Genomic DNA, 26,994 nt, shown 5'->3' with positions numbered 1-26,994 from the left:
ATGGTTGATAAAGCTCTTAGCAATCGAGATAGCTGGTATGCCAGCGTCGACAAAACATCTGAGACTGATGATGCGCGCATCCAAAATATTACGGTGCTGCCTCCACCAGAGCATTTGATTCGCTTTTTCCCAATTCAGGGCACATCTGTTGAAAAGTTAATCAACAAAACACGTAAGAAAATACGTGAAATCATGCACGGCAAAGATGATCGACTATTAGTGATCATTGGCCCTTGCTCTATTCACGATCCAAGCGCAGCTATTGACTACGCCACCAAACTTCTAGAGCAAAGAAAGAAGTATGAAGGCGAACTAGAAATTGTTATGCGCGTGTACTTCGAAAAACCACGCACAACGGTGGGCTGGAAAGGCTTGATCAACGACCCATACCTAGACGAGAGCTATAGGATTGATGAAGGCCTTCGCATTGCACGCCACTTGTTAATTGAAATTAACCGCATGGGTATGCCAGCAGGTAGCGAGTTCCTTGATGTTATCTCCCCACAATACATTGGCGATTTAATTTCTTGGGGCGCTATTGGTGCAAGAACAACGGAAAGCCAAATCCACCGTGAATTAGCCTCTGGTATCTCAGCACCAATCGGATTTAAGAATGGTACAGACGGCAACATCAAAATTGCTACTGATGCCATCCAATCAGCAAGCAGACCTCATCATTTCTTATCCGTTCACAAAAATGGTCAAGTGGCTATTGTTGAAACAAAAGGTAATGAAGATTGTCACGTTATCTTACGTGGTGGCAAAACCACAAACTATGATGCAGAGAGTGTTGCCAAAGCTTGCACTGAACTTGAGGCAGCAAAACTACCAGGTACATTGATGGTCGACTGTTCACACGCTAACTCAAGCAAGCAACATGAGCGTCAAATCGAAGTATCAAAAGATATCGCAGGCCAGTTAGCCGGCGGTTCAACACAAATTTTTGGTGTTATGGTGGAAAGTCACTTGTGCGCCGGAGCACAAAAGTTCACTCCAGGCAAAGACAATCCAAATGACCTTAAATATGCAACAAGCATTACTGATGCATGCATAGGCTGGGATGACTCTTTGAATGTTCTAGAGATACTTGCTGAAGGTGTAAGACAGCGCAGAAAAAAGAAGTAAGCAAATAAGCTATGACAACTAAGACCCTTCGGGGTCTTTTTTGTGATGCCACAAAACATCAGAGCCACCAGCCTCTTTGTTTAAGACTCGCGCCAAAACAAATAGCAAATCTGACAATCTATTGACATATTGGCGAGGTGTGTCATGAATAGGTTCATGACGTCCTAGCTTCACAATAGATCTTTCCGCACGGCGACACACAGTTCGGCAGACATGGGCTTGGGCAGCAGCACGAGTGCCTCCGGGCAAAATGAACTCTTCTAATCTTGGCAAAATGGCATTGTATTTTTTAAGCCAAATATCTAGTTGAGCTACCTGCTCCTCTTTTAACAAGGTGTAATTGGGAATACATAACTCCCCACCTAAATCAAATAAGTCATGCTGAATGGCAGAAAAAATATCCCTGAACTCTACGGCAACACTCTTAGGGATATCTTCAGTAATTAATACCCCAATTTCCGAGTTAAGCTCATCAACATCTCCCATAGCGCAAATACGTAGATGATCTTTATCTACACGTTGACCATCCCCCAAACCAGTGGTTCCGGAATCGCCAGTTCGAGTCGCTATTTGCGTTAATCGATTGCCCATAAGACTGATTATAGGGAAATAGCTAGAATAGAGTTAAACCACAAGAAAATAGAGACTCATGAACACACTCACTGATAATCCAATTACCCAAATAAAAAACCGGCAAGCTCAGCTAGTCAAGGCTTTAAAGCCACTTTTACCGGAGCATGCCCTACTTTGGGAGCCAGAAGACACGATTCCTTATGAATGTGATGGTTTGGCGGCTTACCGTCAAATGCCTTTAGCTGTTGCCCTTCCAGAAACTGAGGCCCAGGCTGTTGCAGTCATCAAAGTTTGTCAAAATTTGGAGATTCCCATCGTCCCAAGAGGGGCGGGAACCGGTTTATCTGGCGGAGCAATGCCAATTGCCCAAGGATTGGTCCTATCCTTGGCTAAATTTAAAAAAATATTACACATAGACCCTATTGCCAGAACAGCAGTCGTTCAACCTGGCGTTAGAAATCTAGCAATCTCTGAGGCGGTGGCTCATCATGGCTTGTACTACGCTCCAGATCCATCATCACAAATTGCCTGCTCGATTGGTGGCAATGTCAGCGAAAACTCTGGCGGGGTTCACTGTCTTAAATATGGCCTCACACTTCACAACATATTAAAAGTCCGAGCCATCTTAATTTCTGGAGAGGTAGTTGAGTTCGGTAGTCTCGCTCCAGATGCTCCGGGATTAGATTTAATGTCAATTTTGGTGGGTAGCGAAGGCATGCTCGCAGTGATTACAGAGGTAGTAGTCAAATTAGTACCTAAACCTCAACTAGCTCAAGTCATCATGGCTAGTTTTGATGATGTTGAGAAAGGCGGCAACGCAGTTGCAGCCATCGTTGCCGCAGGCATCATACCTGCCGGCCTAGAAATGATGGATAAGGCTGCGACTAGGGCTGTTGAGGAGTTTGTCCACGCAGGATATGACATCAATGCCGAGGCTATTCTTCTATGCGAATCTGATGGCACCCCAGAAGAGGTGGCTGAAGAAATCGAAAGAATGACAGAAGTTCTAAAAAATAGCGGTGCCATCAGAATACAAGTGTCACAAAGTGAAGCTGAACGTCTTAAGTTTTGGAGTGGTCGCAAAAATGCGTTCCCTGCTGCAGGTCGAATTTCTGCAGACTATTACTGTATGGATGGCACGATTCCGCGTCAGCACATCGCCACTTTACTCAAGCGCATTCAAGATATGGAAAAAAAATATCAACTGCGTTGCATGAATGTTTTTCATGCAGGTGATGGCAACATGCACCCACTGATTTTGTTTAATGGCTCTGACGAGGATGAATGGCATCGTGCTGAAGCATTCGGCAGTGACATTTTGGAAACATGCGTAGAACTTGGCGGGACAATCACTGGCGAACATGGTGTGGGCATCGAAAAGATTAACTCTATGTGTGTTCAATTTAGCGAATCAGAAAGAGAGCTCTTTTGGGGAGTAAAAGCAGCATTCGATCCAAAAAAACTTTTAAACCCTGATAAAGCAATTCCAACTCTTAATCGCTGCGCTGAATATGGTCGCATGCGCATCACAGGTGGTGCGCTACCTCATCCAGAATTGGAGCGCTTCTAATGAGCCACTCATTTATTCAAGATACGCAAGAGATTATTCGCAACACGATCGATTCAAAAGGTTTACTTAGAATCACAGGGGCAGGAACCAAAGATTGGTTCGGTGGGGAGCTCAAGGGGAATACGCTATCAACAAAAGGTTACCAAGGAATCATTAATTACCAACCTGATGAATTAGTAATCACAGTTAAATCTGGTACATCCATCAAAGAGGTTGAGTTAGCTCTTGATGAAAAAAATCAACAATTCGCATTTGAACCTCCTTACTTTGGTGAAAATGCCACCATCGGCGGCATGGTTTGTTCAGGGCTTGCTGGCCCAGGAAGAGTTAGCGCCGGAAGTTTGAGAGACTTTGTATTAGGCGCAAAGATCTTGGATGGTCAAGGGCAAGTGATGAACTTTGGTGGAACCGTGATGAAAAACGTTGCGGGATATGATGTATCAAGATTGATGCCTGGATCACTTGGCACCTTAGCATTATTACTAGACGTCTCCATTAAAGTTTTACCAAAACCAGTGGCTACAGCCACTCTTCGATTAGAGATCGAGCAAGACAAAGCCCTGCACACCATGAATTTATTAGCCAGCCAACCTTGGCCAATCAATGCGAGTTGCTGGCAAGGTGAACAAAATGGGGTTTTACACATTCGATTAAGTGGCGCCAAAGCTGCCGTAGAGTCAGCCACCAATTCTTTTAAGAAAAACTTAGGTATGCAATTACTTGAGCCTGAAGAAGCTAAAAAGTTCTGGGCAGCTCTTAAAGAGCACCAATCAGATTGGTTCAAATCAAGCAACGGCGAAGCCTCACCATTATGGAGGTTTGCGGTCGCGCCCACATCTAAACCTCTCGAGCTTACTGGATCCACCCTCATTGAGTGGCACGGAGGACAGCGCTGGTGGCAGGGTAAATTAGATGCAGCAACAGCCAAGGCAATAGCAGCTAAAGCGCACGGACATGCAAGCATATTTAGGTCAAGTGAAAAAGATATCGCAATGCTTAGCTCACTTAATGACAACCCATTAACAAAAGCCCTGGTACCGGTACAAGATCGTCTTAAAAAAGCCTTCGATCCACATGGCATTTTTGCTACAGGAAGGTTGGCTTAATATGCAAACAGAATTAGCTCCTCAATTTGCTGGGACTCCAGATGGCGTGATGGCCCAGAGCATTTTGAATAAATGTGTTCACTGTGGGTTTTGTACGGCAACATGTCCAACTTATCAAATACTTGGTGATGAATTAGATGGACCACGAGGTCGAATCTACCTAATTAAACAAATTGCTGAAGGCAGACCTGCAACTGAAAAAACGCGCGAGCACTTAGATCGTTGTCTAACCTGCCGAAACTGTGAAAGCACATGCCCAAGTGGCGTCGATTATGGACACTTAGTTGATATTGGTCGCAAATGGGCCGAAGAACAAACTAGTCCAAGACCTATCGTTGAGCGTCTTTTACGTAAAGCATTAGCTTTTGGTCTAACCAATAAAATTCTCTTTGAGAATGGCATGCGACTTGGCAGAATTGTTAGGCCACTGTTACCAAAGGTCATTCAACAAAAAATGCCACGTGGAAAACAACCAGGTTTACGCCCTCCTAGCAATCTTCACCACACCAAAATGTTAATGCTAGAGGGCTGCGTTCAACCCGGCATGCTACCTAATATCAATAACGCCACCGCTCGAGTGATGAGTCAATTAGGCGTTGATGTTCTAGTTGCAGCCAAAGCAGGATGTTGTGGCGCACTAAAATATCACCTCAATGAGCAAGAAGCTGGCTTAGCTGATATGCGAAGGAATATTGATGCTTGGTGGCCTTATGTTACGGGTGAAGCACCTGAATGCAATGGCCATAAAGTTCAAGCACTAATCATGAACGCATCTGGTTGCGGTGTCACCGTTAAAGAATACGGTCATATATTGCGCGACGATCCTCACTATGCAGAAAAAGCCAAAGTCATATCAGATCTTTGCAAAGATCTGATTGAGATACTGCCAAGTCACACACAGTCCTTAAAACAGCTAATTGGCGACAAGTCTAAGAAAGGTGTGGTCTATCACCCTCCTTGCACTTTGCAACATGGTCAAAAAATTAAAGGTCAGTTAGAAACTATGCTTGGGCAATTGGGTATTGCAATAAATACGTGCCAAGATAGTCATTTATGTTGTGGCTCGGCTGGAACCTACTCAATCTTGCAAGCTGGTTTATCCAAACAGCTCAAAGAACAAAAATTAAATCATCTTCAAAAAGCTGTTTCTCAGCATCAAGCAGATCGAATTGTGTCAGCGAATATTGGTTGTATTACACATTTACAAAATGAAAATACAACGGTTGAACACTGGATTGAACTGATTGATTCATTAATAGAGCAAAATGAGGGATATGTCCTTCATAAAAGCTAACTTAGAGAATATTAAAGAGCGTATCACTCAAGCCGCCAAGGCTTGTGGTCGCTCGCCAGAAGATATTCAGCTTTTAGCAGTTTCAAAAACATTTCCTGCAGAAGATGTAAGAACTTGCTTTGATAGCGGGCAGCGTGCCTTTGGGGAAAACTATGTCCAAGAAGGTGTGGCAAAAATTGCATCACTTCAAGATTTACGAGCTGAAATTAAATGGCATTTTATTGGCCCATTACAAAGCAATAAATCTCGCGATGTTGCCGAAAATTTTGACTGGGTTCATAGCATCGACCGCCTAAAAATTGCTCAAAGATTAAATGATCAAAGGCCATCTAACTTACCGCGATTGAATGTATGCATACAAGTTAACATCAGTGGCGAATCTAGTAAAAGCGGTGTGCAAGCCAATGATCTCATTGAGCTTTGTAAGCATATATCCGAGCTACCAAATCTTTTACTGAGAGGACTCATGAGCATTCCAGAGCCCACAGATGATGTAGCCCAACAAAGACAGGCTCATCACGAGCTACGCCAACTCCTTGAGATTTTGAAGTCAAGTGAGGAACTTGATCAATCTAAAATGCAACTAGATACCCTCTCTATGGGCATGTCTTCAGATATTGAAGCTGCGATAGCAGAAGGTAGTACGATGGTACGTGTTGGCACAGCAATTTTTGGCAAGAGAACCTATTTATGAATAACTTATCAACTCTAAAAATTAGTTTTATTGGTGGCGGCAACATGGCTAGCGCACTAATAGGCGGATTAATTAAAAAAGGGGTTGCTGCAAAAAATATTTTTGTTGCTGACCCTTATGATCAAACCCGTCAGCGTCTAGAGTCTGAGCTATCAGTTATTACTGCACAAAATATTAAAAAATTAGCAGCACACATCGAATCTTCTGACGTAATTGTGATGGCCGTAAAACCACAACAGTTCAAAGAAGCATCACTAGAACTTGCTGAAGTACTCAGTACTTTCAACACAAAACCTCTGTGTTTGAGTGTGGCAGCAGGAATTAGAACATCTGATATGGCAGCATGGCTAGGCCATACAAGATTAGTAAGAGCTATGCCTAATACACCTGCATTAATTAGCCAAGGTATGACTGGCTTATATACAAATGCCAATACTCCGAAGAGCGATAAAGAATTAGCTGAAAATATTTGTCAGGCAGTTGGCAAAGTTGTGTGGGTTGATAACGAAAAACAGATGGATGACATCACCGCTGTATCAGGTAGCGGCCCTGCATATGTTTTTGCATTTTTAGAGGCTTTAGAAAACGCTGGTATTGCTCAAGGACTAACACCTGCTCAAGCTCGTTTATTAGCTATACAAACCGTTCAAGGTGCAGCAAGTTTAGCTGCCCAATCTTCAGAACCACCATCAATATTGCGCGAGAAAGTCACCTCTAAAGGTGGTACAACTTATGCGGCTTTGCAGGTTCTTGAAAAAGAGTCTTGGGCAGAAATTATGGCTAAAGCTATTAAAGCTGCAAGCGCTCGTGGTGCTGAAATGGGTGATGAATTTAGCCGTCAGTAACTTAAGAAAAAGCCAAGGCTAAAAATAAAGCTGCCCCTAACCAATTGTTTCTTTTAAACGCCAAAAAGCATTGCTGAGGGGCTCGTGTAGACACTAGCTGATAGTAATAGACAATCAACCCCAAACCTAGAACCCAAAAAACCCAGAATAAACTCGACAAATCATGTCGTAGAGCAATCCAAGCAAAACTTGTCATAGTGATTGCATAACAAATCATCATCACCAAAACATCATGCTTACCAAAAGTAATAGCGGACGTTTTTATACCAATGGTTAAGTCATCCTCTCTATCAACCATGGCATATGCTGTGTCATAGGCTATGGCCCACGCAATATTAGCAATTACTAATAACCAAGCATCAACAGGAATACTGTTTTGTACCGCTGCGTATGACATCGGTATTCCGAAGGAAAATGCGATCCCTAATATTGCTTGAGGAATTGAAAAAAATCTTTTTGTGAATGGGTAAATTGCTGCAATCAAAACAGCAGGAATAGATAAAAGCTTGGTAAATAGGTTGAGTGGCAGAATTAGTAAAAATGAAATTAGCGCCAGAAATGCAGCAACCAACAAAGCCTCTTTGGGGCTCACTCGACCCGCTGTAACAGGTCTATCTTTAGTTCTAGAAACATGCTTATCAAAGTCTCTATCTGCATAGTCATTAATGGCGCAACCTGCACTACGCATTAAAAAACAACCCATTGAAAAAATAAGCAGATGAGCCAGCTGAGGATGCCCATTAGACGCCATCAATAAACCCCACAATGTCGGCCACAGAACTAATAATGTGCCAATTGGTTTATCAAAACGAATGAGCGCTAAATAGTCTGAAAACTTTGAAGCCATTACAAGAACTCAACCCCCGACAAACCACAAGATTTAATCGCATCAGCCAATGCATGCATGGCAGCAGTTCTTGCATAGCTTTTACGCCACGCTAAAACAACACGACGCTTTGGAATCGGGTTAGCAAATGGAATATATCTAATCAAACTATTCGGACTGTTCTGATCGACAATTGAAGTAATTGGCAAAATAGTAATTCCAATCCCACCTGCAACCATCTGCCTAATAGTCTCTAGCGATGAGCCTTCAAAGCTACTTAACTCACCCTCTTTTTGATGTCTTTGCATGTCAGGACAAATATCAAGCACTTGATCTCTAAAGCAATGTCCTTGACCCAATAATAGGGTTGTTTGCGACTGCAAATCAGCATGCTGAATCATCGCCAGACTTTCCCAAGGATGCCCCTGAGGAACGGCCACCATAAAACCTTCATCATATAAAGGCAACACCTCTAGCCCACCTTGCGGGAAAGGCTCAGCGAGTACTGCAGCATCTATATCACCCTGCTTCAAAAGCTCCAATAGTTTGACTGTGAAGTTTTCTTGTAAGTACAAAGGCATTTGTGGCAACAAGCTTCTACTGTTGGCAATTAACTTGGGTAGCAAATAAGGGGCAATCGTATAAATGCTGCCCAAACGCACAGGGCCAGATAAAGGATCTTGGCCATGCTGAGCCAAATGCTTGATTACCTGTGCCTCCTCTAACACCTTTTGAGCCTGATGAATGATGCTCTGACCCAATGGAGTAATAGCTAACTCAGCACCAGATCTCTCAAAGATCTGAATGTTTAACTCTTCCTCAAGCTTTTTAATTGCTACCGATAAAGTGGGTTGAGACACAAAGCAAGCATCAGCCGCACGACCAAAGTGTCGCTCTCTAGCTACAGCCACGATATAACGTAGTTCAGTTAATGTCATATTGAGAGGATATCAAGCTTTTAGATATTCAGCTCGACTACCTAACCATCTTGATAGATGCTGCTCGGCAATTTCTGGGTAATTCGATAACAAAGCCACAGAAAGTTGCTGTGTTTTTTCTATGAGCCACTGCTCTTTTTGTAAATCAATAAACCGCAACATAGCATCCCCTGATTGTTTAGAACCCAACAATTCTCCAGGGCCTCGCAAGGCTAAATCTCGTTCAGCAATTAAAAATCCATCTTGGGTTTCTTTAAGGGTTTGCAATCGCTCTTTTGCAGCCAACGATAACTCTTGACCATATAACAAAATACAAACAGACTCAGCCGACCCACGCCCTACTCGACCTCGTAACTGATGCAATTGCGCGTAGCCAAATCTTTCGGCATGCTCAATGACCATTAATGAGGCATTAGGGACGTCAACACCAACTTCTATCACTGTTGTAGCCACCAAGATTTGAATGTCCCCAGAAACGAAACTTTGCATCACTGAGTTCTTTTCTTGAGACTTCAACCTTCCATGCACCAAACCAATTTTGACATTTGGTAATGCTTTTACCAAAGCTTCATGTGTTTCCACAGCCGTCTTCAGTTGCAAGGTGTCCGATTCTTCAATGAGCGGGCATACCCAATATACCTGCCTGCCTTTAGCTAATTCTGCCAACAAGCCACTAACAACCTCCTGGCGCCTCTCATTTTTGACTAACTTTGTCACAATGGGGCTTCTTCCTGGCGGCAACTCATCTATGACCGATACTTCTAAATCAGCATAAAAAGTCATGGCTAAAGTTCTAGGGATTGGTGTAGCTGACATCATTAATTGATGACAGTGAACTTCAACATCATCAATTTTTTGCTGCAATTGCAAACGTTGCTTAACACCAAAACGATGTTGCTCATCAATCACAGCAAATCCAAGCTTGGCAAATTCAACACCCTCCTGAATTAAGGCATGAGTGCCAATAACCAGGTGCGCACCACCACTACTAATTTGCTCTTGAGCTTCCCTCTTTTCCTTTACCTTAAGTGATCCTGTTAACCATGCAATCTTCACACCCAAAGGCTCCAACCAGAGCTTTAATTTACGATAGTGTTGCTCGGCTAATATTTCTGTGGGGGCCATGATGGCAGCCTGGCATCCATGATCAATAGCATGCAAAGCTGCTAATGCAGCAATCACAGTCTTGCCACTCCCCACATCACCTTGCAACAAACGATTCATAGGATAGGCACGACTCAAATCTTGAATAATTTCCTGCCAAACTTTTTTCTGAGCTCCAGTTAGATCAAAGGGCAAAGATTTGATAAATTGATTCAAAACGCCCCGCTCAAGAGGTGCTGGACTCATTGATACTGCTTGCCTGTTTAAACGTTTTTGCCTTGCCTGCTGCAACGATATCTGTTGAGCCAACAACTCTTCGAGTTGCACGCGACGCCAGGCAGGATGTGTTCTATTTTGTATAGACTCCAAATCATCAGATTTGCTTGGCTGATGCAAAGTCTGTAAAGCTGAAATCAATGTAGGAATCGTTAAACCAGGAAAAGTCTTCGCAATTAGCTCATTTGGTAAAAATTCTTTTAAGCTGATTTGCAAACCTGGGTCTTGAATTGCTTTCGCAATTGCCTTACGAATCAATGTTTGACTAACTCCTGCCACAGTAGAGTAAACAGGGGTCAATGTAGACGGTAGCGGTGCATCAGGCGTCACTGCTTTAACTACTGGGTGAACCATCTCCGGACCATAATACCCGTCACGCACCTCACCCCTTACACGCAAGTGAGCCCCCATCGACATTTGCTTTTGCTGACTCGGGTAAAAGTTCAACCAACGTAAAAACAACTCTTGACCATCATCATCTCTAATTTGGACTAGCAACTGACGACGCGGACGAAACATCACCTCTTGTCGGATCACATACCCCTGAACTTGGTAGGTCAAACCGCCAAATGAGCCAATTGCCTCTGCAATGGTTGATAATTTGGTTTCATCTTCATAACGAATAGGTATATGGAGCGCACAATCCAAACTGGAGCGCAAGCCTAGCTTATCGAGAGGAGATGAATTGGTTTTACCGGTCATTAATTAAATAGTAATGTTCCAATGGGACTGTAATGCGTCTTTCTGACTTTAACTACAACTTGCCACCTGAGTTAATTGCTCAACACCCCCTGCCAGACAGAAGCTCAAGCAGGTTATTAGTACTTAATCAAACTATTAATCAAGAACCAATCATAGAAGATAAACAGTTTACCGACCTTCTTGAACTTCTTAAACCGAATGATTTACTCATTTTTAACGATACCAAAGTAATTCCGGCTCGACTTTTTGGTAAAAAAGAAAGCGGTGGAGCTGTTGAGGTTCTCCTAGAAAGAATCATTGACACAAACAAAGCAGTAGTTCAAATCAGAGCATCAAAGCCACCTAAACCTGGCAATCAAATATTGATCGGCCATGCAGATGATGGTTTTTCCATCAAAGTCATTGGTCGACAAGAGCTCAACAGTCCTTTTTACGAAGTGGAATTTTCATCAGCCTGCATTCCTCTTCTTGAGAAATATGGTCAACTGCCATTACCTCCTTACATCACACATCAAGCGAACTCTGATGACCAACAGAGATACCAAACAGTTGTGGCAAAAAATCCAGGCGCAGTAGCAGCACCCACGGCAGGGCTGCACTTTGATGAGCATTTACTTGAAAAAATCAAAGCCAAAGGAACGCAATACGCAACAATCACATTGCATGTTGGTGCAGGCACATTTACCCCCGTTCGCACAGAAGATTTATCCGAACACAAAATGCACAGCGAATGGTTCTCAATCCCCAAAGAAACTCAAATGGCGATTGATGAGGCTAAACGCCTAGGCGGCAGCATCATTGCTGTAGGCACCACCAGCCTCAGAGCCCTAGAATCAAGTGCAGAGCTCGGCATCACAGAGGGTGAGACCAGATTATTTATTACGCCAGGCTACACATTTAAAGTGATTGATAAGCTAATCACCAACTTTCATTTACCCTGCTCTACTTTATTAATGCTTGTGAGCGCTTTTGCTGGGGTTGAACCCATCAGAAAAGCTTATGATCATGCCATTACACAACAATATCGCTTCTTTAGTTATGGCGATGCTATGTTTTTAACTCGTCAATGAAACCACTTAACTTCAAACTCATCAAAAAAGATAGTCGTACACACGCTCGCAGAGGTGAAGTGAGTTTGCCGCATGGCAAAGTACAAACACCTATCTTTATGCCAGTGGGAACCTACGGCACAGTCAAAGGCATGACGCCAAGAGACTTAGAAGAAGCTCAAGCACAAATCATTCTAGGAAACACCTTTCACTTGTGGCTTAGACCTGGCCTTGAAGTCATTAATCAACATCATGGCTTACATGACTTCATGGGTTGGAAAAAGCCAATTCTCACTGACTCTGGCGGATTCCAAGTATTTAGCTTAGGCGCACTCAGAAAAATCACAGAAGAAGGTGTGGCATTTGCCTCACCCGTTAATGGCGATAAGCTATTCATGTCTCCTGAAATCTCCATGGAAATTCAGGCAGAACTCAATAGCGATATTGCAATGCAGTTTGATGAATGCACACCCTACGAAACAAACGGCATTCCTACCGATGAAAAAACCGTTAAAAACTCACTAGAACTATCACTTCGCTGGGGAGAGAGATCAATTAAGCGCTTTAGAGATCTTGATACTGGTAATGCTCTATTCGGAATTGTTCAAGGCGGGATGTTTGAGCATTTAAGAGATGTGTCACTAGACGGCGTTTCACAACAAGATTTCGACGGTATTGCCATTGGCGGCCTATCAGTCGGAGAACCAAAGCCAGAATTTGAAAGAATCTTAAGTCATATTGGACCCAAGCTTCCAGAAAACAAGCCTCACTATCTGATGGGCGTGGGCACACCAGAGGATTTGGTACTAGGAGTTAGCCAAGGTATTGATATGTTTGACTGCGTCATGCCAACACGCAACGCCAGAAACGGTTGGCTATTTACGCGTTTTGGTGACTTAAAGCTCAGAAATGCATCATTTAAAACAGACACCAGACCATTAGATCCAACTTGCAGCTGCTACACATGCCGTAACTTCTCTAGGTCATATTTACATCATTTACAAAAAGCGAATGAGATTTTAGGGTCGCAGTTAAATACGATTCATAACATCCACTACTACCTGAATTTAATGTCCGAAATACGGGATGCTCTAGATCAGGATCAATTCCCTGAATTTATTAAGGAATTCCACCAAAATCGCGCCATAGGCGTGCTTGAAACTACAGGGTAAAATCCTAGTTTCTAATTGGAGGAAATAACATGTTTATTAGCAACGCATATGCGCAAGCCGCTGGAGCGGAAAGTGGCGGCATTATGGGCTTTTTGCCATTAATTTTGATGTTTGCGGTGTTGTATTTTGTCATGATTCGTCCGCAAATGAAGCGCCAAAAAGAACTCAAAAACATGCTAGAGGCATTGGCTGTTGGTGATGAAGTTGTGACTGTTGGCGGCCTAATGGGCAAAGTAACAAATCTTAAAGACCCATATGTGACAGTTGAACTACTCCCAGGTACAGAAGTAAAAATGCAAAAAAGCGCAGTAACGGCTGTTTTGCCTAAAGGCACTATCAAAGCTATCTAAGAAAGATTTGGCATGAATCGTTACCCGCTGTGGAAATACCTAGTAATTGCTGTGGCTCTCTTAATTGGAGCCATTTATACCCTTCCTAATTTCTTTGGGGAGGCACCAGCTGTACAAGTTTCAGCGGGTAAAGTGACTGTCAAAATTGATTTGGGCACACAAGAACGCATTACTCAAATTTTGAGCAATGCACAAATCCAGCCCACAGGCATTCAATTTGAAAGAATTGGCGCTAACGGCACCATCAAGATCCGTTTAGATAGCACCGACAACCAATTAAAAGTAAAAGACACTTTACAAAAAGCACTCAACCCAGACAGTAATGACCCAAGTTATGTCATTGCATTGAATTTGATTTCTAACACGCCAGCGTGGTTAGGCTCTATGGGTGCCATGCCGATGTATCTAGGCTTAGACCTAAGAGGTGGAGTCCACTTCTTACTTCAAGTTGATATGCGTGGCGCACTACAAAAGAAAATTGAAAGCCTAAGCGCCGATGCAAGATCACAGCTACGTGAAAAATCAATTCGTCACTCTGGCGTAGAACGTCAAAATGATTCAATCATCATCAAATTTGCTAAAGAAGATGAGGCACTCGCGGCAAGATTACTACTCAATAAAAACATCCCTGACCTAGAGTTCAACTCACAAAAATCAGCGGATGGTTTTAAATTAGTTGGCGAATTTAAAGCTTCCGCCATCAAAGAAGTTCAAGAAAATGCGGTTAAACAGAACATCACCACGTTACATAATCGCGTCAACGAATTAGGCGTGGCAGAACCAGTTATTCAGCAACAAGGTCAAGATCGCATCATCGTTCAACTACCTGGCGTGCAGGATACAGCTAGGGCAAAAGACATTATCGGCAGAACCGCAACTCTAGAATCTCGCTTGGCCGATCCAGTTAAGACATACCTTCTATCTGGAGAACTACCTCCTCCAGGATCTGATGTTTTCAAAACTGGTGATGGTCGCCAAGTCGTTTTTAAAAAATCAGTGATATTTAGTGGCGACAGAATTACTAGCGCATCTGCAGGCTTTGATAACAATCAACGTCCATCTGTGAACATCACCTTAGATTCTGCTGGTGGCCGCGTAATGCAAGAAGTTACACGTGAAAACATTGGTAAACCAATGGGTATGATCTTGTTTGAAAAAGGTCGCGGAGAAGTTTTGACAGTTGCGACTATTCAAAGTGAATTTGGATCAAAATTCCAAATCACCGGTCAACCAAGCACTGAAAGCGCCAATGACTTAGCACTGTTGCTACGTGCAGGCTCACTAGCAGCCCCTATGGAAATCATTGAAGAAAGAACAATTGGTCCAAGTTTGGGTGCTGACAATATCGCCAAAGGTTTCAATTCAGTTATTTACGGATTTTGCGCTATCGCAATCTTCATGATTGCCTACTACCTACTTTTTGGCGCATTTTCAGTCGTCGCATTGGCAGTTAATTTATTTCTATTAGTCGCCATCCTCTCTATGCTGCAAGCCACCTTAACTTTGCCAGGTATTGCAGCTATGGCTTTAGCCTTAGGTATGGCGATTGACTCAAACGTTCTAATCAATGAACGTATTCGTGAAGAACTACGCTCAGGCGCCAGCCCACAAGCAGCAATTGCCACAGGCTTTGAAAAAGCATGGGGAACCATCCTTGACTCAAACATCACCACACTAATTGCTGGTGTTGCGTTGCTTGCATTTGGCTCAGGCCCAGTTAGAGGCTTTGCTGTTGTTCATAGCTTAGGTATTTTGACTTCAATGTTCTCTGCAGTTTTCTTTGCTAGAGGCCTCGCCAATCTTTGGTATGGCCGCAAAAAGAAACTTGAAAAACTATCTATTGGCCAAGTTTGGCGCCCAACTGAATAAAAGGAATATTAGCCATGGAATTTTTCCGTATCCGTCGTGACATTCCCTTTATGCGCCATGCATTGGTGCTAAATGTCATATCAGCGTTAACATTTGTTGCCGCGATCTTTTTCTTGAGCACTAAAGGTTTGCATCTATCAGTGGAATTCACAGGCGGCACTGTGATGGAAGTTAGCTATACACAAGCTGCCCCATTAAATTCAATCAGAGACGATTTAACTAAGTTGGGCTATCAAGATGTTCAAGTTCAAAACTTTGGCAGCTCTAAAGACGTTTTAATCCGTTTGCCACTACAAAAGGGGGCTGATGGCCAAGTTATTTCATCAGCACAACAAAGTGATCAAGTATTAACAACTTTAAAAGCCTCTCAAGATGACGTTAAATTAAAGCGCGTTGAATTTGTTGGACCGCAGGTTGGTAAAGAATTAGCAACAGATGGCTTGCTAGCGCTTTTATTTGTTGTCCTCGGCATCGTTATTTATTTATCTATTCGCTTTGAGTGGAAATTTGCTCTTGCCGGCATCTTGGCTAACTTACATGACGTCGTAATCATTCTGGGATTCTTCGCCCTCTTTCAATGGGAATTCTCCCTATCTGTTTTAGCGGCTGTTTTAGCAGTTTTAGGTTATTCAGTTAACGAATCAGTTGTTATTTTTGACCGTATTAGAGAAAACTTCCGCAAATACAGAAAGATGGAAGTTTCTGCAATTATTGATAACGCCATCACCAGCACCACCAGCCGCACAATCATCACTCACGGCAGCACACAAATGATGGTTCTTGCGATGCTTCTATTTGGCGGCCCTACTCTGTACTACTTTGCACTAGCTCTAACGATTGGTATTTTGTTTGGTATCTACTCATCTGTTTTCGTGGCTGCTGCTTTAGCAATGTGGTTTGGAATTAAGCGCGAAGATTTATTAACTCCAGAAACAAAAGCAAATCCTAATGCTAGCAATAGTGATGATCCAAACTTTGGCGCTCAAGTTTAAATAGCCAATATTGAGGCATTAAAAAAGCGGGCATTGCCCGCTTTTTTATTTGTAATGTAATTACATTACTAAATAGCCGCTGCCATACCTTTAGAGGCTTTCTTTGATAGATTAAATTGAAAAGCTGTAGCGCCAATTGCAAATAACCAAGGCAACAATTTCAACAGCCAGCCATCTATTGAACTTAAGGTAGAGGCAAACAGTGGCTCTTTAATCACCATTTGAACTGCAACAGCGAATAGAACAAAGCTGCCAACAAATACCGCATTAGGCCAACGATCTAGTATTTTTGTAACCATACTAGAACCAAAAATTACCACTGGGATGCTAATCAATAAGCCCATGATAATGAACCACCAATTGCCATTGGCAGCTGCCGCAATGCCCAATGCATTATCAATGCCCATCACTGCATCTGCGATCACTATCGTACTAATTGCGGACCAGAATGTATCCGCTGCTTTAACGTCTTCATGACTTTCCTGGAATGCTAGCTTCCAGCCAATCCAAACCAAGGCTACTCCACCCACCAATCTAAGCCCAGGAATCATCATTAAGTAAGTGATGATTGCAACAGAAACAAAGCGAATTGCGATGGCACCAAAAGTACCCCAAAAAATTGCTTTTTTACGCAAATCAGGAGGCAAACGATTTGCAGCCATGCCTATAACAAGGGCATTGTCGCCGGCCAATACAAGGTCAATCAAAATAATGGCAAGAACTGCCCAGACTGCATTTAAAGATAAAAAATCCACGGGAACGCCCTCTTAAAAGTTGGTCTCGCCAAGAACCCATTCCCCTCATATACCGGACATATTCATGTCGTATTGACGATATACAAGACTCACATATGTGAGCTGGCTACTCCCCAATGGTTTGAAGAAATTCTATCTGAATATTTTTAGGCTTGTACTGCTGATGATTTAACCCCTTGAACGTTAGGGGTACTTGATTAGTGACTTGCTTGAACAATAGCTAATATTTTTTGAGTTGCCCCAGTGTGTTGGTTAGCAAAATCTAGAGCATTGGTGCTCATGGCTTCTTTGAGCTCATGATTTAGAAAAAGTAATCCCATTGCTTGACTAAGACCTTCAATACCGTCGACTCTCAACCCAGCCTCAGCATCTATCACATCAATACCAGCTTGTTGGAAATTGAATGTATGCTGCCCCAAAATGATAGGCCTACCTAGCGCGCATGCCTCAATAAAATTTTGGCCGCCCAAAGGTTGCAAACTACCGCCCATCACCACGAAGTCAGATAAGGCGTAATAAAAACTCATCTCACCCATTGAGTCACCAAGCAAAATGCCTTGCTGATTAATTGCTGTAGCCAAATCTGCGTTAGTTTTCAGCAAAGACTTTCGTGCCACCTGAGGAAAACTCTTGGTTAATAATGCATACACATCATCAAATCGTTGAGGATGTCTTGGAACAATCAATAAGCAAATATTTTTTAAATCGGGGTGATCTTGTTTGAGTTTTTGCCAAGCAGCAACAATTAACTCTTCCTCGCCCTCACGTGTACTGGCAGCACAAACTATCTGCATGCCTGCATTTAATTCTTTTCTCAAAAGCAATGCTTCATTAACTTGAGAAGAATTAGCGGCAACATCAAACTTCAAGTTACCAGTTACCAATACATTATTTAAATGAAGTGATTGATAGCGCTTGGCATCCAAACCAGTTTGAGCCAATATCTTTGTAAAAGATTGATAAATGTATGTAGCAATTGCGCCAAAGCTAGCTGCTCTCTTGGCACTTCTATTAGATAACCTAGCATTTACTAGTATTGTGGGTATCTTATGACGTTTAGCAGATAAAACAAGCGTTGGCCAAACCTCTGTCTCCATAATTAAGCCAATTTGAGGAGAAAAATATCGGTAAAAGGCATTTACTGCCCACGAGACGTCATAGGGCAAATACACTTGTTGCAAACAACCGGATTTCAGATGTTGTTCAAATATTTGCTGCCCCGTAGCTCGTCCTGTAGGCGTCATGTGAGTTAACAAAATTGTTTTGCCACTAGCGATTAAAGCCTCCACAAGTGGTGCCGCAGCTCTAGTTTCCCCAACAGAAACAGCATGAAGCCAAATCAGGTTAGAAGTTTTTTGACAACTGTAAAACCCAAATCGCTCTGCCACATGCTGACGATAACCAGGTAATCTTCTACCCTTCCAATACAACCTAATTAATGCCACCGGTAATGCTAAATACCAAAGACATTCATAGAGCCACAATAGCAAACGAATCGAGATGCTCATCGTGACTCTAGTCTGATCAATCATTATTTTTTCAAACGCTTAGCAAGCTCAATAGCTTTACCAATGTATGAAGCGGGCGTCATTTTTAATAGAGACTGTTTTGCGTCATCAGGTATTGCAAGACCTTGAATGAACGTCTTAAGACCTTCAGGTGTAATTCCCTTACCGCGTGTTAATTCTTTTAATTGTTCGTAAGGGTTAGGAACACCATAACGACGCATCACGGTTTGAACCGGTTCAGCCAAAACTTCCCAACAGTTATCCAAGTCTTCAGCCAAACGAGTTGGATTGGTTTCCAATTTACCCAAACCTCTCAAAACACTGTCATAAGCCAATAAGCTATGTCCTAGAGCAGTACCTAGGTTACGTAAAACAGTTGAATCAGTTAAATCGCGCTGCCAACGAGATACAGGCAACTTCTCTGACAAATGCTTTAACAAAGCATTGGCAATGCCTAAATTACCCTCTGAGTTCTCAAAGTCAATTGGATTTACTTTGTGAGGCATTGTTGATGAGCCAATCTCACCAGCTTTAGTTTTTTGCTTGAAATAACCTACAGAAATGTAACCCCAAATATCTCTATTCAAATCAAGCAAGATCGTATTGGCTCTAGCAACTGCATCAAACAACTCAGCCATGTAATCATGCGGCTCAATTTGAATCGTATATGGATTAAATTGAAGACCTAAACGCTTCTCAACCACCTCTTTAGAAAAGCTCTCCCAATCAACATCTGGGTAAGCCGACAAATGCGCGTTGTAGTTACCTACAGCACCATTCATTTTTCCTAACAAAGGCACATTCTCAATATTGCGTATCGCGCGCTCTAAACGCATCGCCACGTTAGCCATTTCTTTGCCTAAAGTCGTTGGCGATGCAGGCTGACCATGCGTTCTAGATAGCATAGGGATATCAGCATTTAAAACAGCTAAATTAGTTAATGAAGCTAAAACTTCTTTTAACTTAGGCAAGATTACTTCTTCTCGAGCGCCTTTGAGCATTAAGCCATGTGAAGTATTGTTGATGTCCTCTGAAGTGCACGCAAAATGAATGAACTCACTCGCTTTTTCTAACTCAGCGTGACCAGCAACCTTTTCCTTCATCCAATACTCAACTGCTTTAACGTCATGATTTGTGACAGCCTCAATGGCTTTAATTCTTTGTGCATCAGCATCTGAGAAATCGGCCACAAGCTTTAATAAAACCGCTTCAGCAGCTGCGCTAAAACTAGGAAAATCAGGTAACTTTGCTTGAGATAAGGCAATTAACCAATGAACTTCAACTTGAACACGCTGGCGCATAAATGCCGCTTCAGATAACCATGGGCGCAAACCATCAGTTTTACCTGCATAACGACCGTCTAATGGGGATAAGGCACTTAATGTTGATAATTGAGTAGTCACAGCTAAATCCTAAAAAAATCGCTTAAAACATGATTTTAGTCGTTCTAGACGAACTTCCCTAAATAGCTATACTAATGACATGAAATTAATTGGATCCCTCACTAGCCCATACGTCAGAAAGACTTTGATTGTCTTTACTGAAAAAAAGATTGAAGTGCCTTTAGTTGTTGAAGATGTTTGGTCAAAAACATCAGAAATCACTTCATCAAACCCCCTAGGCAAGGTGCCGTGCCTAGTCATGGATGATGGCGGAGCCATGTTTGATTCACGCGTGATTGTTGAATACGCTGATACGCTAAGCCCCGTTAATAAATTAATTCCGCCAACAGGCAAAGATAGGGCAGCAGTCAAAACCTGGGAGGCACTGGCTGATGGGATTGTTGATGCAGCCTTACTTGTAAGGCTAGAGCCAACCTGGCATCCAGGCAATCAAGCGAGTCAACCATGGATTGATCGCCAACTCGATAAAATTAACCACGGCCTAAAAGCCATGTCTGATGGCTTAAACGATCACGAGTGGTGCTTTGGCAACCAAATGAGCTTAGCTGATATCGCAGTTGGCTGTGCTTTGGGCTATTTATTGTTTCGCTTTCCAAATATCAAATGGCAAGCCAGCTACCCTAATTTAGATAAGCTTTATCAAAAGCTTATGAAGCGCCCGTCTTTCATACAGACAAATCCGCCTCAGTAAAAATATTAGCTGTTAATTGGTAATAATGCCGCCGCCTAGGCAACGGTCACCGTTATAAATAACGGCTGACTGCCCAGGCGTTACAGCCCACTGAGCTTCATCAAAATTAAGCGTAAATAAATCTTCAGTTAAAGCTGTTAGTTGGCATGGCGCATCAACTTGTCTGTATCTTGTTTTAGCTGAGTAAGCTCCTAGAGTAGGGGCAATATCAGATGTCCAACTAATTTGTGACGCACTTAACAATGGGTTTAATAACCAAGGATGTTCATGTCCTTGAACGATATACAAGGTGTTACTCTGAATATCCTTCTTGGCAACAAACCAAGGATCGCCCGTGCCATCTTTACTACCGCCCATGCCAATACCTTTGCGCTGACCCAGGGTATAGAACGCCAAGCCAACGTGTTCGCCAACCGTTTTGCCATCCTCAGTTTTAATCGGACCAGGCTTATTGGGTAAGTAACGATTTAAAAACTCTCTAAATGGTCTCTCACCAATAAAACAAATTCCTGTTGAGTCTTTCTTGGCTGCATTAGGTAAACCAATTTTTTGAGCAATTTCGCGAATCACTGTTTTCCTAATCCCGCCCAAAGGAAAAATGACATGCTTTAACTGCTGCTGATTTAAGCGATACAAAAAATAGCTTTGATCTTTAGTCTCATCAATTGCCTTTAGCAAATGAACTTCATTGCCAACTCTGGCAGTTTTAGCATAGTGACCAGTAGCAATCGCCTCAGCACCCAAACTCATCGCATGATCTAAAAATGCTTTGAATTTAATTTCAGCATTACACAAAACATCTGGGTTTGGTGTTCGGCCAGCTGAATATTCTCTTAAAAATTCCGCAAAGACTCGATCTTTATATTCAGAAGCAAAATTAACTGCTTCCACATCAATACCAATTAAATCTGCTACAGAGACAACATCTAACCAATCTTGTCGCGAAGAACAATATTCGCTGTTGTCATCGTCTTCCCAATTTTTCATGAATAGACCAATGACTTTGTAACCCTGCTGTTTCAAAATCCAAGCTGCAACAGATGAGTCGACACCACCGGACATGCCAATCACTACCGTTGCCGGAGGCAATACGGGTGCGGCATCTAAAAAACTAGTGTCAAAAGCAGGGAAAGTCATAAAAATTGAGATCGAAGTTGCAAATTATAGCTAGCTAAAACAGCTAAATTAGGTAAAAAAACTCTAAAATTCGGGTTTTATCCGCTTAGAAATATCCCTAATTTAGGGTAATCTTAAACTTTTATATAACAACAGGGAGAAACCCATGCGCATTGGCGTGCCCTTAGAAACGCGGGCGAATGAAACGCGCGTTGCTGCAACACCTGAAACTGTGAAGAAATTCATTAGCCAAGGTCACACAGTCATAGTTCAAAGTAATGCTGGTCTAGCAAGTAGCCAACCTGATTCAGCTTATGAAGCTGTAGGTGCAACTATTGGTTCTGCTGCTGATGCACTTGGTGCTGAACTAGTATTAAAAGTTCGTGCACCAGACTCCAACGAATTAGCTCAAATGAATACTAATGCTGTTTTACTTGGCATGTTAGATCCATTTGATAACAGCAATAATGCAGCGATGGCTGCTAAAGGCATTACAGCCTTTGCACTAGAGGCAGCCCCAAGAACCACAAGGGCTCAGAGCCTAGACGTGCTATCTTCACAAGCAAATATTGCTGGATACAAAGCTGTGATGGTTGCAGCAAATGAATACCAACGCTTTATGCCAATGTTGATGACTGCAGCTGGTACCGTTAAAGCTGCTCGCGTATTAATTTTGGGTGCAGGTGTTGCAGGTCTTCAAGCCATCGCCACAGCAAAACGTCTTGGCGCGGTGATTGAAGCATCTGATGTTCGTCCTGCTGCTAAAGAACAAATTGAGTCATTAGGTGCTAAGTTTGTTGACGTGCCTTACGAGACAGAAGAAGAGCGTGAAATCGCTCAAGGTGTTGGCGGTTATGCTCGTCCAATGCCAGCTTCTTGGATGCAAAGACAAGCTGCTTTAGTAGCTGAGCGTGCAAAACAAGCTGATATTGTGATTGCAACAGCCTTAATTCCGGGTCGTAAAGCGCCAACACTGTTGCATTCTGAAACAGTTTCTCAAATGAAACCTGGTTCTGTAGTCATTGACTTGGCTGCTGGCAAAGGTGAGAACGGCGGCGGCAACTGTCCACTGACAGAAGCAGATAAAGTGGTGACAAAACACGGCGTAAAACTCGTTGGTTACACCAATTTAGCTAGCATGGTTGCTGCAGATGCCTCAGCTCTTTATGCACGCAACTTATTAGACTTCATGAAACTGATCATTGATAAGGAAGCCAAATTGGCGATCCCTACTGATGACGACATCGTTACAGCTTGCTTGATGTGTCAAAGTGGTCAAGTTCTTCGCCAGAACGCATAAGAAGAATTAAAAGGAAAAAATCATGGACATGATCAGCCCAACTATATATAACTTAATCATCTTCGTTTTAGCCATTTATGTTGGTTATCACGTTGTTTGGAACGTTACCCCTGCATTACACACACCTCTAATGGCTGTGACCAATGCTATTTCCGCCATCATCATCGTTGGTGCCATGCTAGCTGCTGCACTAACAGAAGGTGCTCTTGGCAAATCAATGGGTACGATTGCTGTAGCGCTTGCTGCTGTGAACGTATTCGGCGGCTTCTTGGTTACAAGACGCATGCTAGAAATGTTTAAGAAAAAAGATAAAAAAGCTAAGGGAGAAACAGCATGAGCTTAAATCTTGTCACGCTGCTCTATTTAGTAGCTTCTATCTGTTTTATTCAAGCCCTTAAAGGCTTATCTCATCCGACCACATCAATTAAAGGTAATTTATTTGGCATGACTGGTATGGCAATTGCTATTGCCACTACAGTTGGTCTAGTGATGATGCTTGCGCAAGAGTCTGCTGTTACTGGCATGACTTATGTACTAGCAGGCTTGGTCATTGGCGGCGGCGCTGGTGCCATCATGGCCAAACGTGTTGAGATGACAAAAATGCCTGAGCTAGTAGCTTTCATGCACAGCATGATTGGTTTAGCGGCTGTGTGTATTGCTGTTGCCGCTGTTGCAGAGCCAAATGCTTTTGGTATTGTTGCAGCAGGACAGCCTATTCCTTTGGGCAATCGTCTTGAACTATTCATCGGTACATTTGTTGGCGCCATTACTTTCTCAGGATCTGTGATTGCGTTTGGCAAACTATCTGGCAAATACAAATTCCGCTTATTCCAAGGTGCACCAGTAACATTCCCTGGCCAACATATGCTTAACCTAGCGTTAGCGATTGTGATGGTTGGTAGTGGTGTGATGTTTGCGATTGCACCAGGCGCTGAGCCAGCATGGAACTACTTTGTTGTGATGACAGTGGTAGCTTTTATTCTTGGCGTGCTAATCATCATCCCAATTGGCGGTGCTGATATGCCGGTGGTGGTTTCAATGTTGAACTCATACTCTGGCTGGGCTGCAGCAGGTATTGGTTTCTCATTAAACAACTCCATGTTGATTGTGGCAGGTTCATTAGTTGGCTCTTCTGGTGCCATCTTGTCTTACATCATGTGCAAGGCGATGAACCGTTCATTCTTCAACGTGATTCTTGGTGGTTTTGGTGGTGATGCTGCAGCAGGTGCTGCTGGTGGCTCGCAAGAACAACGTAACGTTAAGTCAGGCTCTGCTGATGATGCTGCGTTCTTAATGACTAATGCTGAAACAGTCATCATCGTTCCAGGTTATGGCCTGGCAGTTGCTCGCGCACAGCATGCCCTAAAAGAATTAACAGAGAAGTTAACTCACGCTGGCGTTACAGTTAAATATGCGATTCACCCAGTGGCTGGCCGTATGCCTGGCCACATGAACGTTCTTTTAGCTGAAGCTGAAGTTCCATACGATCAAGTATTCGAAATGGAAGACATCAATAGCGAATTTGGTCAAGCTGACGTTGTGCTTATCCTCGGCGCCAATGACGTTGTTAACCCAGCAGCTAGAACGCCAGGCAGCCCAATCTTTGGCATGCCAATTCTAGAAGCATACAAAGCTAAGACAGTGATTGTTAACAAACGTTCAATGGCATCTGGTTACGCTGGTCTGGATAACGAGTTGTTCTACATGGACAAGACAATGATGGTCTTCGGTGATGCGAAGAAAGTTATTGAAGACATGGTCAAAGCTGTTGAGTAATAACGTAGTGATTCAATGAATCTTTACTAACTTAAAAACCACTCTACGGAGTGGTTTTTTTGTGCCCATAAATTGATTGACGTATAGTCATCACATGAATATTAAAAAACGCTTATCAATCTCACAAATTAAAAGGCATGCCCTTTTAACTGCGGGTATATCTCCAAATGCATACGGTCAAAAGAAATCTACAAAATTAATCAAGAGCCGCAAAAACGCATTAGTCACGAGAGGACAAAAACACAAACATCAAAGTGATGGCCAATAAAAAGGCGCCTTGCGGCGCCCTTTTATTGAGTATGGACTCAAATTACATCATACCGCCCATACCACCCATGCCACCCATACCGCCGCCCATATCAGGCATTGCAGGAGCATCATCCTTTGGAGCTTCTACAACTGAGCAGTCTGTTGTTAACAACAAACCAGCCACAGAAGCAGCATTTACCAAAGCAGTCTTAGTTACTTTAGCTGGATCGATAACACCCATCTCAACCATGTCACCGTACTCACCACTTGCAGCGTTGTAACCATAGTTAGCTTTACCAGCTGCTACGTTATTAACTACAACACTTGCTTCATCACCAGCGTTAGAAACGATGATTCGTAGTGGCTCTTCCATAGCGCGCAACACAATGCTAATACCAGCATTTTGATCTGCGTTATCGCCTTTTAGTGATGTGATTGCTTGCTTAGCACGAACTAAAGCAACGCCACCACCAGGAACGATACCTTCTTCAACAGCAGCGCGAGTAGCATGCAATGCGTCATCTACGCGAGCTTTCTTTTCTTTCATTTCAACTTCTGTTGCTGCGCCAACGCGAAGAACTGCTACACCACCTGCTAATTTAGCAACACGCTCTTGTAGTTTTTCACGATCGTAGTCGCTTGTAGCTTCTTCGATTTGTGCACGGATTTGTTTAACGCGTGCCTCAATGTTTTTAGCATCACCAGCACCATCAATAATGGTTGTGTTTTCTTTACCAATTTCAACACGCTTAGCTTGACCCAAATCTTGCAAAGTTGCTTTTTCTAGTGTCAAACCAACTTCTTCAGCAATCACTTGACCACCAGTCAAGATAGCGATGTCTTCAAGCATTGCTTTACGACGATCACCAAAACCTGGAGCCTTTACTGCACAAGTTTTCAAAATGCCACGGATATTGTTCACAACCAATGTTGCTAATGCTTCGCCTTCAATATCTTCAGCAATGATCAACAATGGACGACCTGCTTTAGCAACTTGCTCAAGCACAGGCAACAAGTCACGAATGTTGCTGATCTTCTTGTCAAACAACAAGATGAATGGGTTTTCCAAAACAGCAACTTGCTTCTCTGGATTGCTGATGAAGTATGGTGACAAGTAGCCACGGTCAAATTGCATACCTTCAACAACGTCCAACTCATCAGCCAATGACTTACCGTCTTCAACAGTAATCACGCCTTCTTTACCTACTTTTTCCATCGCTTCTGCAATGCGCTCACCAATGCTGTAGTCGCTGTTTGCAGAAATAGAACCAACTTGAGCGATTTCTTTAGTAGTTGTACATGGCTTGCTAATCTTTGTAATTTCTTCGATAGCTGCAGTTACTGCCTTGTCGATACCGCGCTTCAAATCCATTGGATTGTGGCCGGCAACTACATACTTCATGCCTTCACGAACGATTGATTGAGCTAATACTGTTGCAGTTGTTGTACCGTCACCAGCGTTATCTGCTGTTTTAGATGCAACTTCTTTAACCATTTGTGCACCCATGTTTTGAAGCTTATCTTTAAGCTCAATCTCTTTAGCAACAGACACACCGTCTTTTGTTACTAATGGGCCACCAAATGAACGCTCTAGAACTACGTTACGACCTTTAGGGCCTAGAGTTACCTTAACTGCGTTAGCCAAAATGTTAACGCCTTCGACCATGCGCGTACGAGCGCTGTCACCAAAAAATACTTCTTTTGCTGCCAT

At 42.8% G+C, this 26,994-nt stretch carries 25 protein-coding genes; 16 read left to right on the top strand and 9 right to left on the bottom strand.

The features are described from left to right. Complete coding sequence (locus tag CFR83_RS05910; RefSeq protein WP_088813060.1) at nucleotides 1-1,125, top strand: 3-deoxy-7-phosphoheptulonate synthase; 1,125 nt, start codon at nucleotides 1-3, stop codon at nucleotides 1,123-1,125. An 18-nt stretch (nucleotides 1,126-1,143) separates the two neighbouring features. On the opposite strand, the gene CFR83_RS05905 is transcribed toward CFR83_RS05910, so the two are convergent. Beyond that, nucleotides 1,144-1,716, bottom strand: a complete 573-nt coding sequence (locus tag CFR83_RS05905; RefSeq protein ID WP_088813059.1) for a cob(I)yrinic acid a,c-diamide adenosyltransferase — start codon at nucleotides 1,714-1,716, stop codon at nucleotides 1,144-1,146. A gap of 58 nt (nucleotides 1,717-1,774) precedes the next feature. Here CFR83_RS05905 and CFR83_RS05900 point away from each other — a divergent pair, with 58 nt between their 5' ends. Genes CFR83_RS05900 through proC form a run of 5 tightly spaced genes read left to right on the top strand, consistent with a single transcriptional unit; the run spans nucleotide 1,775 to nucleotide 7,207 of the window. Next, nucleotides 1,775-3,268: an FAD-linked oxidase C-terminal domain-containing protein gene (locus tag CFR83_RS05900; RefSeq protein WP_088813058.1), complete on the top strand. Its 1,494-nt coding sequence runs from the start codon at nucleotides 1,775-1,777 to the stop codon at nucleotides 3,266-3,268. After that, nucleotides 3,268-4,374 carry a glycolate oxidase subunit GlcE gene (gene glcE, locus CFR83_RS05895; RefSeq protein ID WP_088813057.1) on the top strand — a complete coding sequence of 369 codons (1,107 nt, stop codon included), beginning with the start codon at nucleotides 3,268-3,270 and terminating at the stop codon, nucleotides 4,372-4,374. Before CFR83_RS05900 ends, glcE begins: the two co-directional genes overlap by 1 nt. A gap of 1 nt (nucleotide 4,375) precedes the next feature. Beyond that, nucleotides 4,376-5,668, top strand: a complete 1,293-nt coding sequence (glcF, locus tag CFR83_RS05890) for a glycolate oxidase subunit GlcF (protein ID WP_088813056.1) — start codon at nucleotides 4,376-4,378, stop codon at nucleotides 5,666-5,668. Further along, on the top strand, nucleotides 5,649-6,362 hold the full coding sequence (locus CFR83_RS05885; protein ID WP_088813055.1) for a YggS family pyridoxal phosphate-dependent enzyme: 714 nt from the start codon (nucleotides 5,649-5,651) through the stop codon (nucleotides 6,360-6,362). The genes glcF and CFR83_RS05885 overlap by 20 nt, the downstream gene beginning before the upstream one ends. Further along, nucleotides 6,359-7,207: a pyrroline-5-carboxylate reductase gene (proC, locus tag CFR83_RS05880; RefSeq protein WP_088813054.1), complete on the top strand. Its 849-nt coding sequence runs from the start codon at nucleotides 6,359-6,361 to the stop codon at nucleotides 7,205-7,207. The genes CFR83_RS05885 and proC overlap by 4 nt, the downstream gene beginning before the upstream one ends. Nucleotide 7,208: 1 nt before the next feature. Here the strand turns inward: proC and ubiA are convergent, their stop codons facing one another. Genes ubiA through recG form a run of 3 tightly spaced genes read right to left on the bottom strand, consistent with a single transcriptional unit; the run spans nucleotide 7,209 to nucleotide 11,053 of the window. After that, complete coding sequence (gene ubiA, locus CFR83_RS05875) at nucleotides 7,209-8,054, bottom strand: 4-hydroxybenzoate octaprenyltransferase (RefSeq protein WP_088813053.1); 846 nt, start codon at nucleotides 8,052-8,054, stop codon at nucleotides 7,209-7,211. Then, a complete protein-coding gene (locus CFR83_RS05870) occupies nucleotides 8,054-8,971 on the bottom strand; it encodes a LysR substrate-binding domain-containing protein (RefSeq protein ID WP_088813052.1) in 918 nt (305 codons plus the stop codon). The genes ubiA and CFR83_RS05870 overlap by 1 nt, the downstream gene beginning before the upstream one ends. 12 nt (nucleotides 8,972-8,983) lie before the next feature. Continuing rightward, complete coding sequence (gene recG / locus CFR83_RS05865; RefSeq protein ID WP_088813051.1) at nucleotides 8,984-11,053, bottom strand: ATP-dependent DNA helicase RecG; 2,070 nt, start codon at nucleotides 11,051-11,053, stop codon at nucleotides 8,984-8,986. A gap of 32 nt (nucleotides 11,054-11,085) precedes the next feature. Here recG and queA point away from each other — a divergent pair, with 32 nt between their 5' ends. Genes queA through secF form a run of 5 tightly spaced genes read left to right on the top strand, consistent with a single transcriptional unit; the run spans nucleotide 11,086 to nucleotide 16,485 of the window. Continuing rightward, nucleotides 11,086-12,123: a tRNA preQ1(34) S-adenosylmethionine ribosyltransferase-isomerase QueA gene (gene queA / locus CFR83_RS05860; protein ID WP_088813050.1), complete on the top strand. Its 1,038-nt coding sequence runs from the start codon at nucleotides 11,086-11,088 to the stop codon at nucleotides 12,121-12,123. Next, entirely contained in the window at nucleotides 12,120-13,274 is a 1,155-nt protein-coding gene (gene tgt / locus CFR83_RS05855; protein ID WP_088813049.1) for a tRNA guanosine(34) transglycosylase Tgt, read from the top strand. Before queA ends, tgt begins: the two co-directional genes overlap by 4 nt. Before the next feature lie 29 nt (nucleotides 13,275-13,303). Continuing rightward, the gene (yajC, locus tag CFR83_RS05850) at nucleotides 13,304-13,624 is read left to right on the top strand and encodes a preprotein translocase subunit YajC (protein WP_088813048.1); all 321 of its coding nucleotides are present in this window, start codon (nucleotides 13,304-13,306) and stop codon (nucleotides 13,622-13,624) included. 12 nt (nucleotides 13,625-13,636) lie between these two features. Beyond that, nucleotides 13,637-15,493: a protein translocase subunit SecD gene (secD, locus tag CFR83_RS05845; RefSeq protein ID WP_088813047.1), complete on the top strand. Its 1,857-nt coding sequence runs from the start codon at nucleotides 13,637-13,639 to the stop codon at nucleotides 15,491-15,493. A 14-nt stretch (nucleotides 15,494-15,507) separates the two neighbouring features. Beyond that, nucleotides 15,508-16,485, top strand: coding sequence for a protein translocase subunit SecF (secF, locus tag CFR83_RS05840; RefSeq protein ID WP_088813046.1), 978 nt, complete (start codon nucleotides 15,508-15,510; stop codon nucleotides 16,483-16,485). A 68-nt stretch (nucleotides 16,486-16,553) separates the two neighbouring features. Here secF and CFR83_RS05835 read toward each other — a convergent pair whose 3' ends face one another. The 3 genes from CFR83_RS05835 to purB form a co-directional block, all read right to left on the bottom strand. Further along, nucleotides 16,554-17,240 (bottom strand): TerC family protein, encoded by a 687-nt coding sequence (locus CFR83_RS05835; protein ID WP_088813045.1) that lies wholly within the window; start codon nucleotides 17,238-17,240, stop codon nucleotides 16,554-16,556. 197 nt (nucleotides 17,241-17,437) lie between these two features. Continuing rightward, nucleotides 17,438-18,748, bottom strand: coding sequence for a 3-deoxy-D-manno-octulosonic acid transferase (locus CFR83_RS05830; protein WP_243383359.1), 1,311 nt, complete (start codon nucleotides 18,746-18,748; stop codon nucleotides 17,438-17,440). A gap of 23 nt (nucleotides 18,749-18,771) precedes the next feature. Beyond that, nucleotides 18,772-20,151, bottom strand: a complete 1,380-nt coding sequence (purB, locus tag CFR83_RS05825) for an adenylosuccinate lyase (RefSeq protein ID WP_088813044.1) — start codon at nucleotides 20,149-20,151, stop codon at nucleotides 18,772-18,774. 79 nt (nucleotides 20,152-20,230) lie between these two features. On the opposite strand from purB, the gene CFR83_RS05820 reads away from it, so the two are divergent. Beyond that, entirely contained in the window at nucleotides 20,231-20,842 is a 612-nt protein-coding gene (locus tag CFR83_RS05820) for a glutathione S-transferase N-terminal domain-containing protein (protein ID WP_088813043.1), read from the top strand. Between the two features lie 12 nt (nucleotides 20,843-20,854). Here CFR83_RS05820 and mnmA read toward each other — a convergent pair whose 3' ends face one another. Beyond that, nucleotides 20,855-21,931 (bottom strand): tRNA 2-thiouridine(34) synthase MnmA, encoded by a 1,077-nt coding sequence (gene mnmA / locus CFR83_RS05815; RefSeq protein ID WP_423808379.1) that lies wholly within the window; start codon nucleotides 21,929-21,931, stop codon nucleotides 20,855-20,857. A gap of 193 nt (nucleotides 21,932-22,124) precedes the next feature. Here mnmA and CFR83_RS05810 point away from each other — a divergent pair, with 193 nt between their 5' ends. The 4 genes from CFR83_RS05810 to CFR83_RS08380 all read left to right on the top strand — a co-directional run bounded on the left by CFR83_RS05810 (nucleotide 22,125) and on the right by CFR83_RS08380 (nucleotide 25,302). Next, the gene (locus CFR83_RS05810; RefSeq protein ID WP_088813041.1) at nucleotides 22,125-23,258 is read left to right on the top strand and encodes a Re/Si-specific NAD(P)(+) transhydrogenase subunit alpha; all 1,134 of its coding nucleotides are present in this window, start codon (nucleotides 22,125-22,127) and stop codon (nucleotides 23,256-23,258) included. Between the two features lie 22 nt (nucleotides 23,259-23,280). After that, entirely contained in the window at nucleotides 23,281-23,595 is a 315-nt protein-coding gene (locus tag CFR83_RS05805; RefSeq protein ID WP_088813040.1) for an NAD(P) transhydrogenase subunit alpha part 2, read from the top strand. Next, nucleotides 23,592-25,034 (top strand): NAD(P)(+) transhydrogenase (Re/Si-specific) subunit beta, encoded by a 1,443-nt coding sequence (locus CFR83_RS05800; RefSeq protein ID WP_088813039.1) that lies wholly within the window; start codon nucleotides 23,592-23,594, stop codon nucleotides 25,032-25,034. Before CFR83_RS05805 ends, CFR83_RS05800 begins: the two co-directional genes overlap by 4 nt. A 94-nt stretch (nucleotides 25,035-25,128) precedes the next feature. Beyond that, nucleotides 25,129-25,302, top strand: coding sequence for a hypothetical protein (locus CFR83_RS08380; protein WP_165765054.1), 174 nt, complete (start codon nucleotides 25,129-25,131; stop codon nucleotides 25,300-25,302). Nucleotides 25,303-25,344: 42 nt separating this feature from the next. On the opposite strand, the gene groL is transcribed toward CFR83_RS08380, so the two are convergent. Further along, complete coding sequence (groL, locus tag CFR83_RS05795; protein ID WP_088813038.1) at nucleotides 25,345-26,994, bottom strand: chaperonin GroEL; 1,650 nt, start codon at nucleotides 26,992-26,994, stop codon at nucleotides 25,345-25,347.

Source organism: Polynucleobacter victoriensis (genome assembly GCF_900187875.1).
Classification (GTDB): Bacteria; Pseudomonadota; Gammaproteobacteria; order Burkholderiales; family Burkholderiaceae; genus Polynucleobacter; species Polynucleobacter victoriensis.
Note: the sequence above shows the minus strand (reverse complement) of the source record. Positions and strands in the feature narration are given on the sequence as shown.

Excerpts from the sequence above, each read along its gene's own strand:
- CFR83_RS05910 (WP_088813060.1), top strand. The coding sequence starts at position 1 with ATGGTTGATAAAGCTCTTAGCAATCGAGATAGCTGGTATGCCAGCGTC.
- CFR83_RS05905 (WP_088813059.1), bottom strand. The coding sequence starts at position 1,716 with ATGGGCAATCGATTAACGCAAATAGCGACTCGAACTGGCGATTCCGGA.
- CFR83_RS05900 (WP_088813058.1), top strand. The coding sequence starts at position 1,775 with ATGAACACACTCACTGATAATCCAATTACCCAAATAAAAAACCGGCAA.
- glcE (WP_088813057.1), top strand. The coding sequence starts at position 3,268 with ATGAGCCACTCATTTATTCAAGATACGCAAGAGATTATTCGCAACACG.
- glcF (WP_088813056.1), top strand. The coding sequence starts at position 4,376 with ATGCAAACAGAATTAGCTCCTCAATTTGCTGGGACTCCAGATGGCGTG.
- CFR83_RS05885 (WP_088813055.1), top strand. The coding sequence starts at position 5,649 with ATGTCCTTCATAAAAGCTAACTTAGAGAATATTAAAGAGCGTATCACT.
- proC (WP_088813054.1), top strand. The coding sequence starts at position 6,359 with ATGAATAACTTATCAACTCTAAAAATTAGTTTTATTGGTGGCGGCAAC.
- ubiA (WP_088813053.1), bottom strand. The coding sequence starts at position 8,054 with ATGGCTTCAAAGTTTTCAGACTATTTAGCGCTCATTCGTTTTGATAAA.
- CFR83_RS05870 (WP_088813052.1), bottom strand. The coding sequence starts at position 8,971 with ATGACATTAACTGAACTACGTTATATCGTGGCTGTAGCTAGAGAGCGA.
- recG (WP_088813051.1), bottom strand. The coding sequence starts at position 11,053 with ATGACCGGTAAAACCAATTCATCTCCTCTCGATAAGCTAGGCTTGCGC.
- queA (WP_088813050.1), top strand. The coding sequence starts at position 11,086 with ATGCGTCTTTCTGACTTTAACTACAACTTGCCACCTGAGTTAATTGCT.
- tgt (WP_088813049.1), top strand. The coding sequence starts at position 12,120 with ATGAAACCACTTAACTTCAAACTCATCAAAAAAGATAGTCGTACACAC.
- yajC (WP_088813048.1), top strand. The coding sequence starts at position 13,304 with ATGTTTATTAGCAACGCATATGCGCAAGCCGCTGGAGCGGAAAGTGGC.
- secD (WP_088813047.1), top strand. The coding sequence starts at position 13,637 with ATGAATCGTTACCCGCTGTGGAAATACCTAGTAATTGCTGTGGCTCTC.
- secF (WP_088813046.1), top strand. The coding sequence starts at position 15,508 with ATGGAATTTTTCCGTATCCGTCGTGACATTCCCTTTATGCGCCATGCA.
- CFR83_RS05830 (WP_243383359.1), bottom strand. The coding sequence starts at position 18,748 with ATGAGCATCTCGATTCGTTTGCTATTGTGGCTCTATGAATGTCTTTGG.
- CFR83_RS05820 (WP_088813043.1), top strand. The coding sequence starts at position 20,231 with ATGAAATTAATTGGATCCCTCACTAGCCCATACGTCAGAAAGACTTTG.
- CFR83_RS05810 (WP_088813041.1), top strand. The coding sequence starts at position 22,125 with ATGCGCATTGGCGTGCCCTTAGAAACGCGGGCGAATGAAACGCGCGTT.
- CFR83_RS05805 (WP_088813040.1), top strand. The coding sequence starts at position 23,281 with ATGGACATGATCAGCCCAACTATATATAACTTAATCATCTTCGTTTTA.
- CFR83_RS05800 (WP_088813039.1), top strand. The coding sequence starts at position 23,592 with ATGAGCTTAAATCTTGTCACGCTGCTCTATTTAGTAGCTTCTATCTGT.
- CFR83_RS08380 (WP_165765054.1), top strand. The coding sequence starts at position 25,129 with ATGAATATTAAAAAACGCTTATCAATCTCACAAATTAAAAGGCATGCC.
- groL (WP_088813038.1), bottom strand. The coding sequence starts at position 26,994 with ATGGCAGCAAAAGAAGTATTTTTTGGTGACAGCGCTCGTACGCGCATG.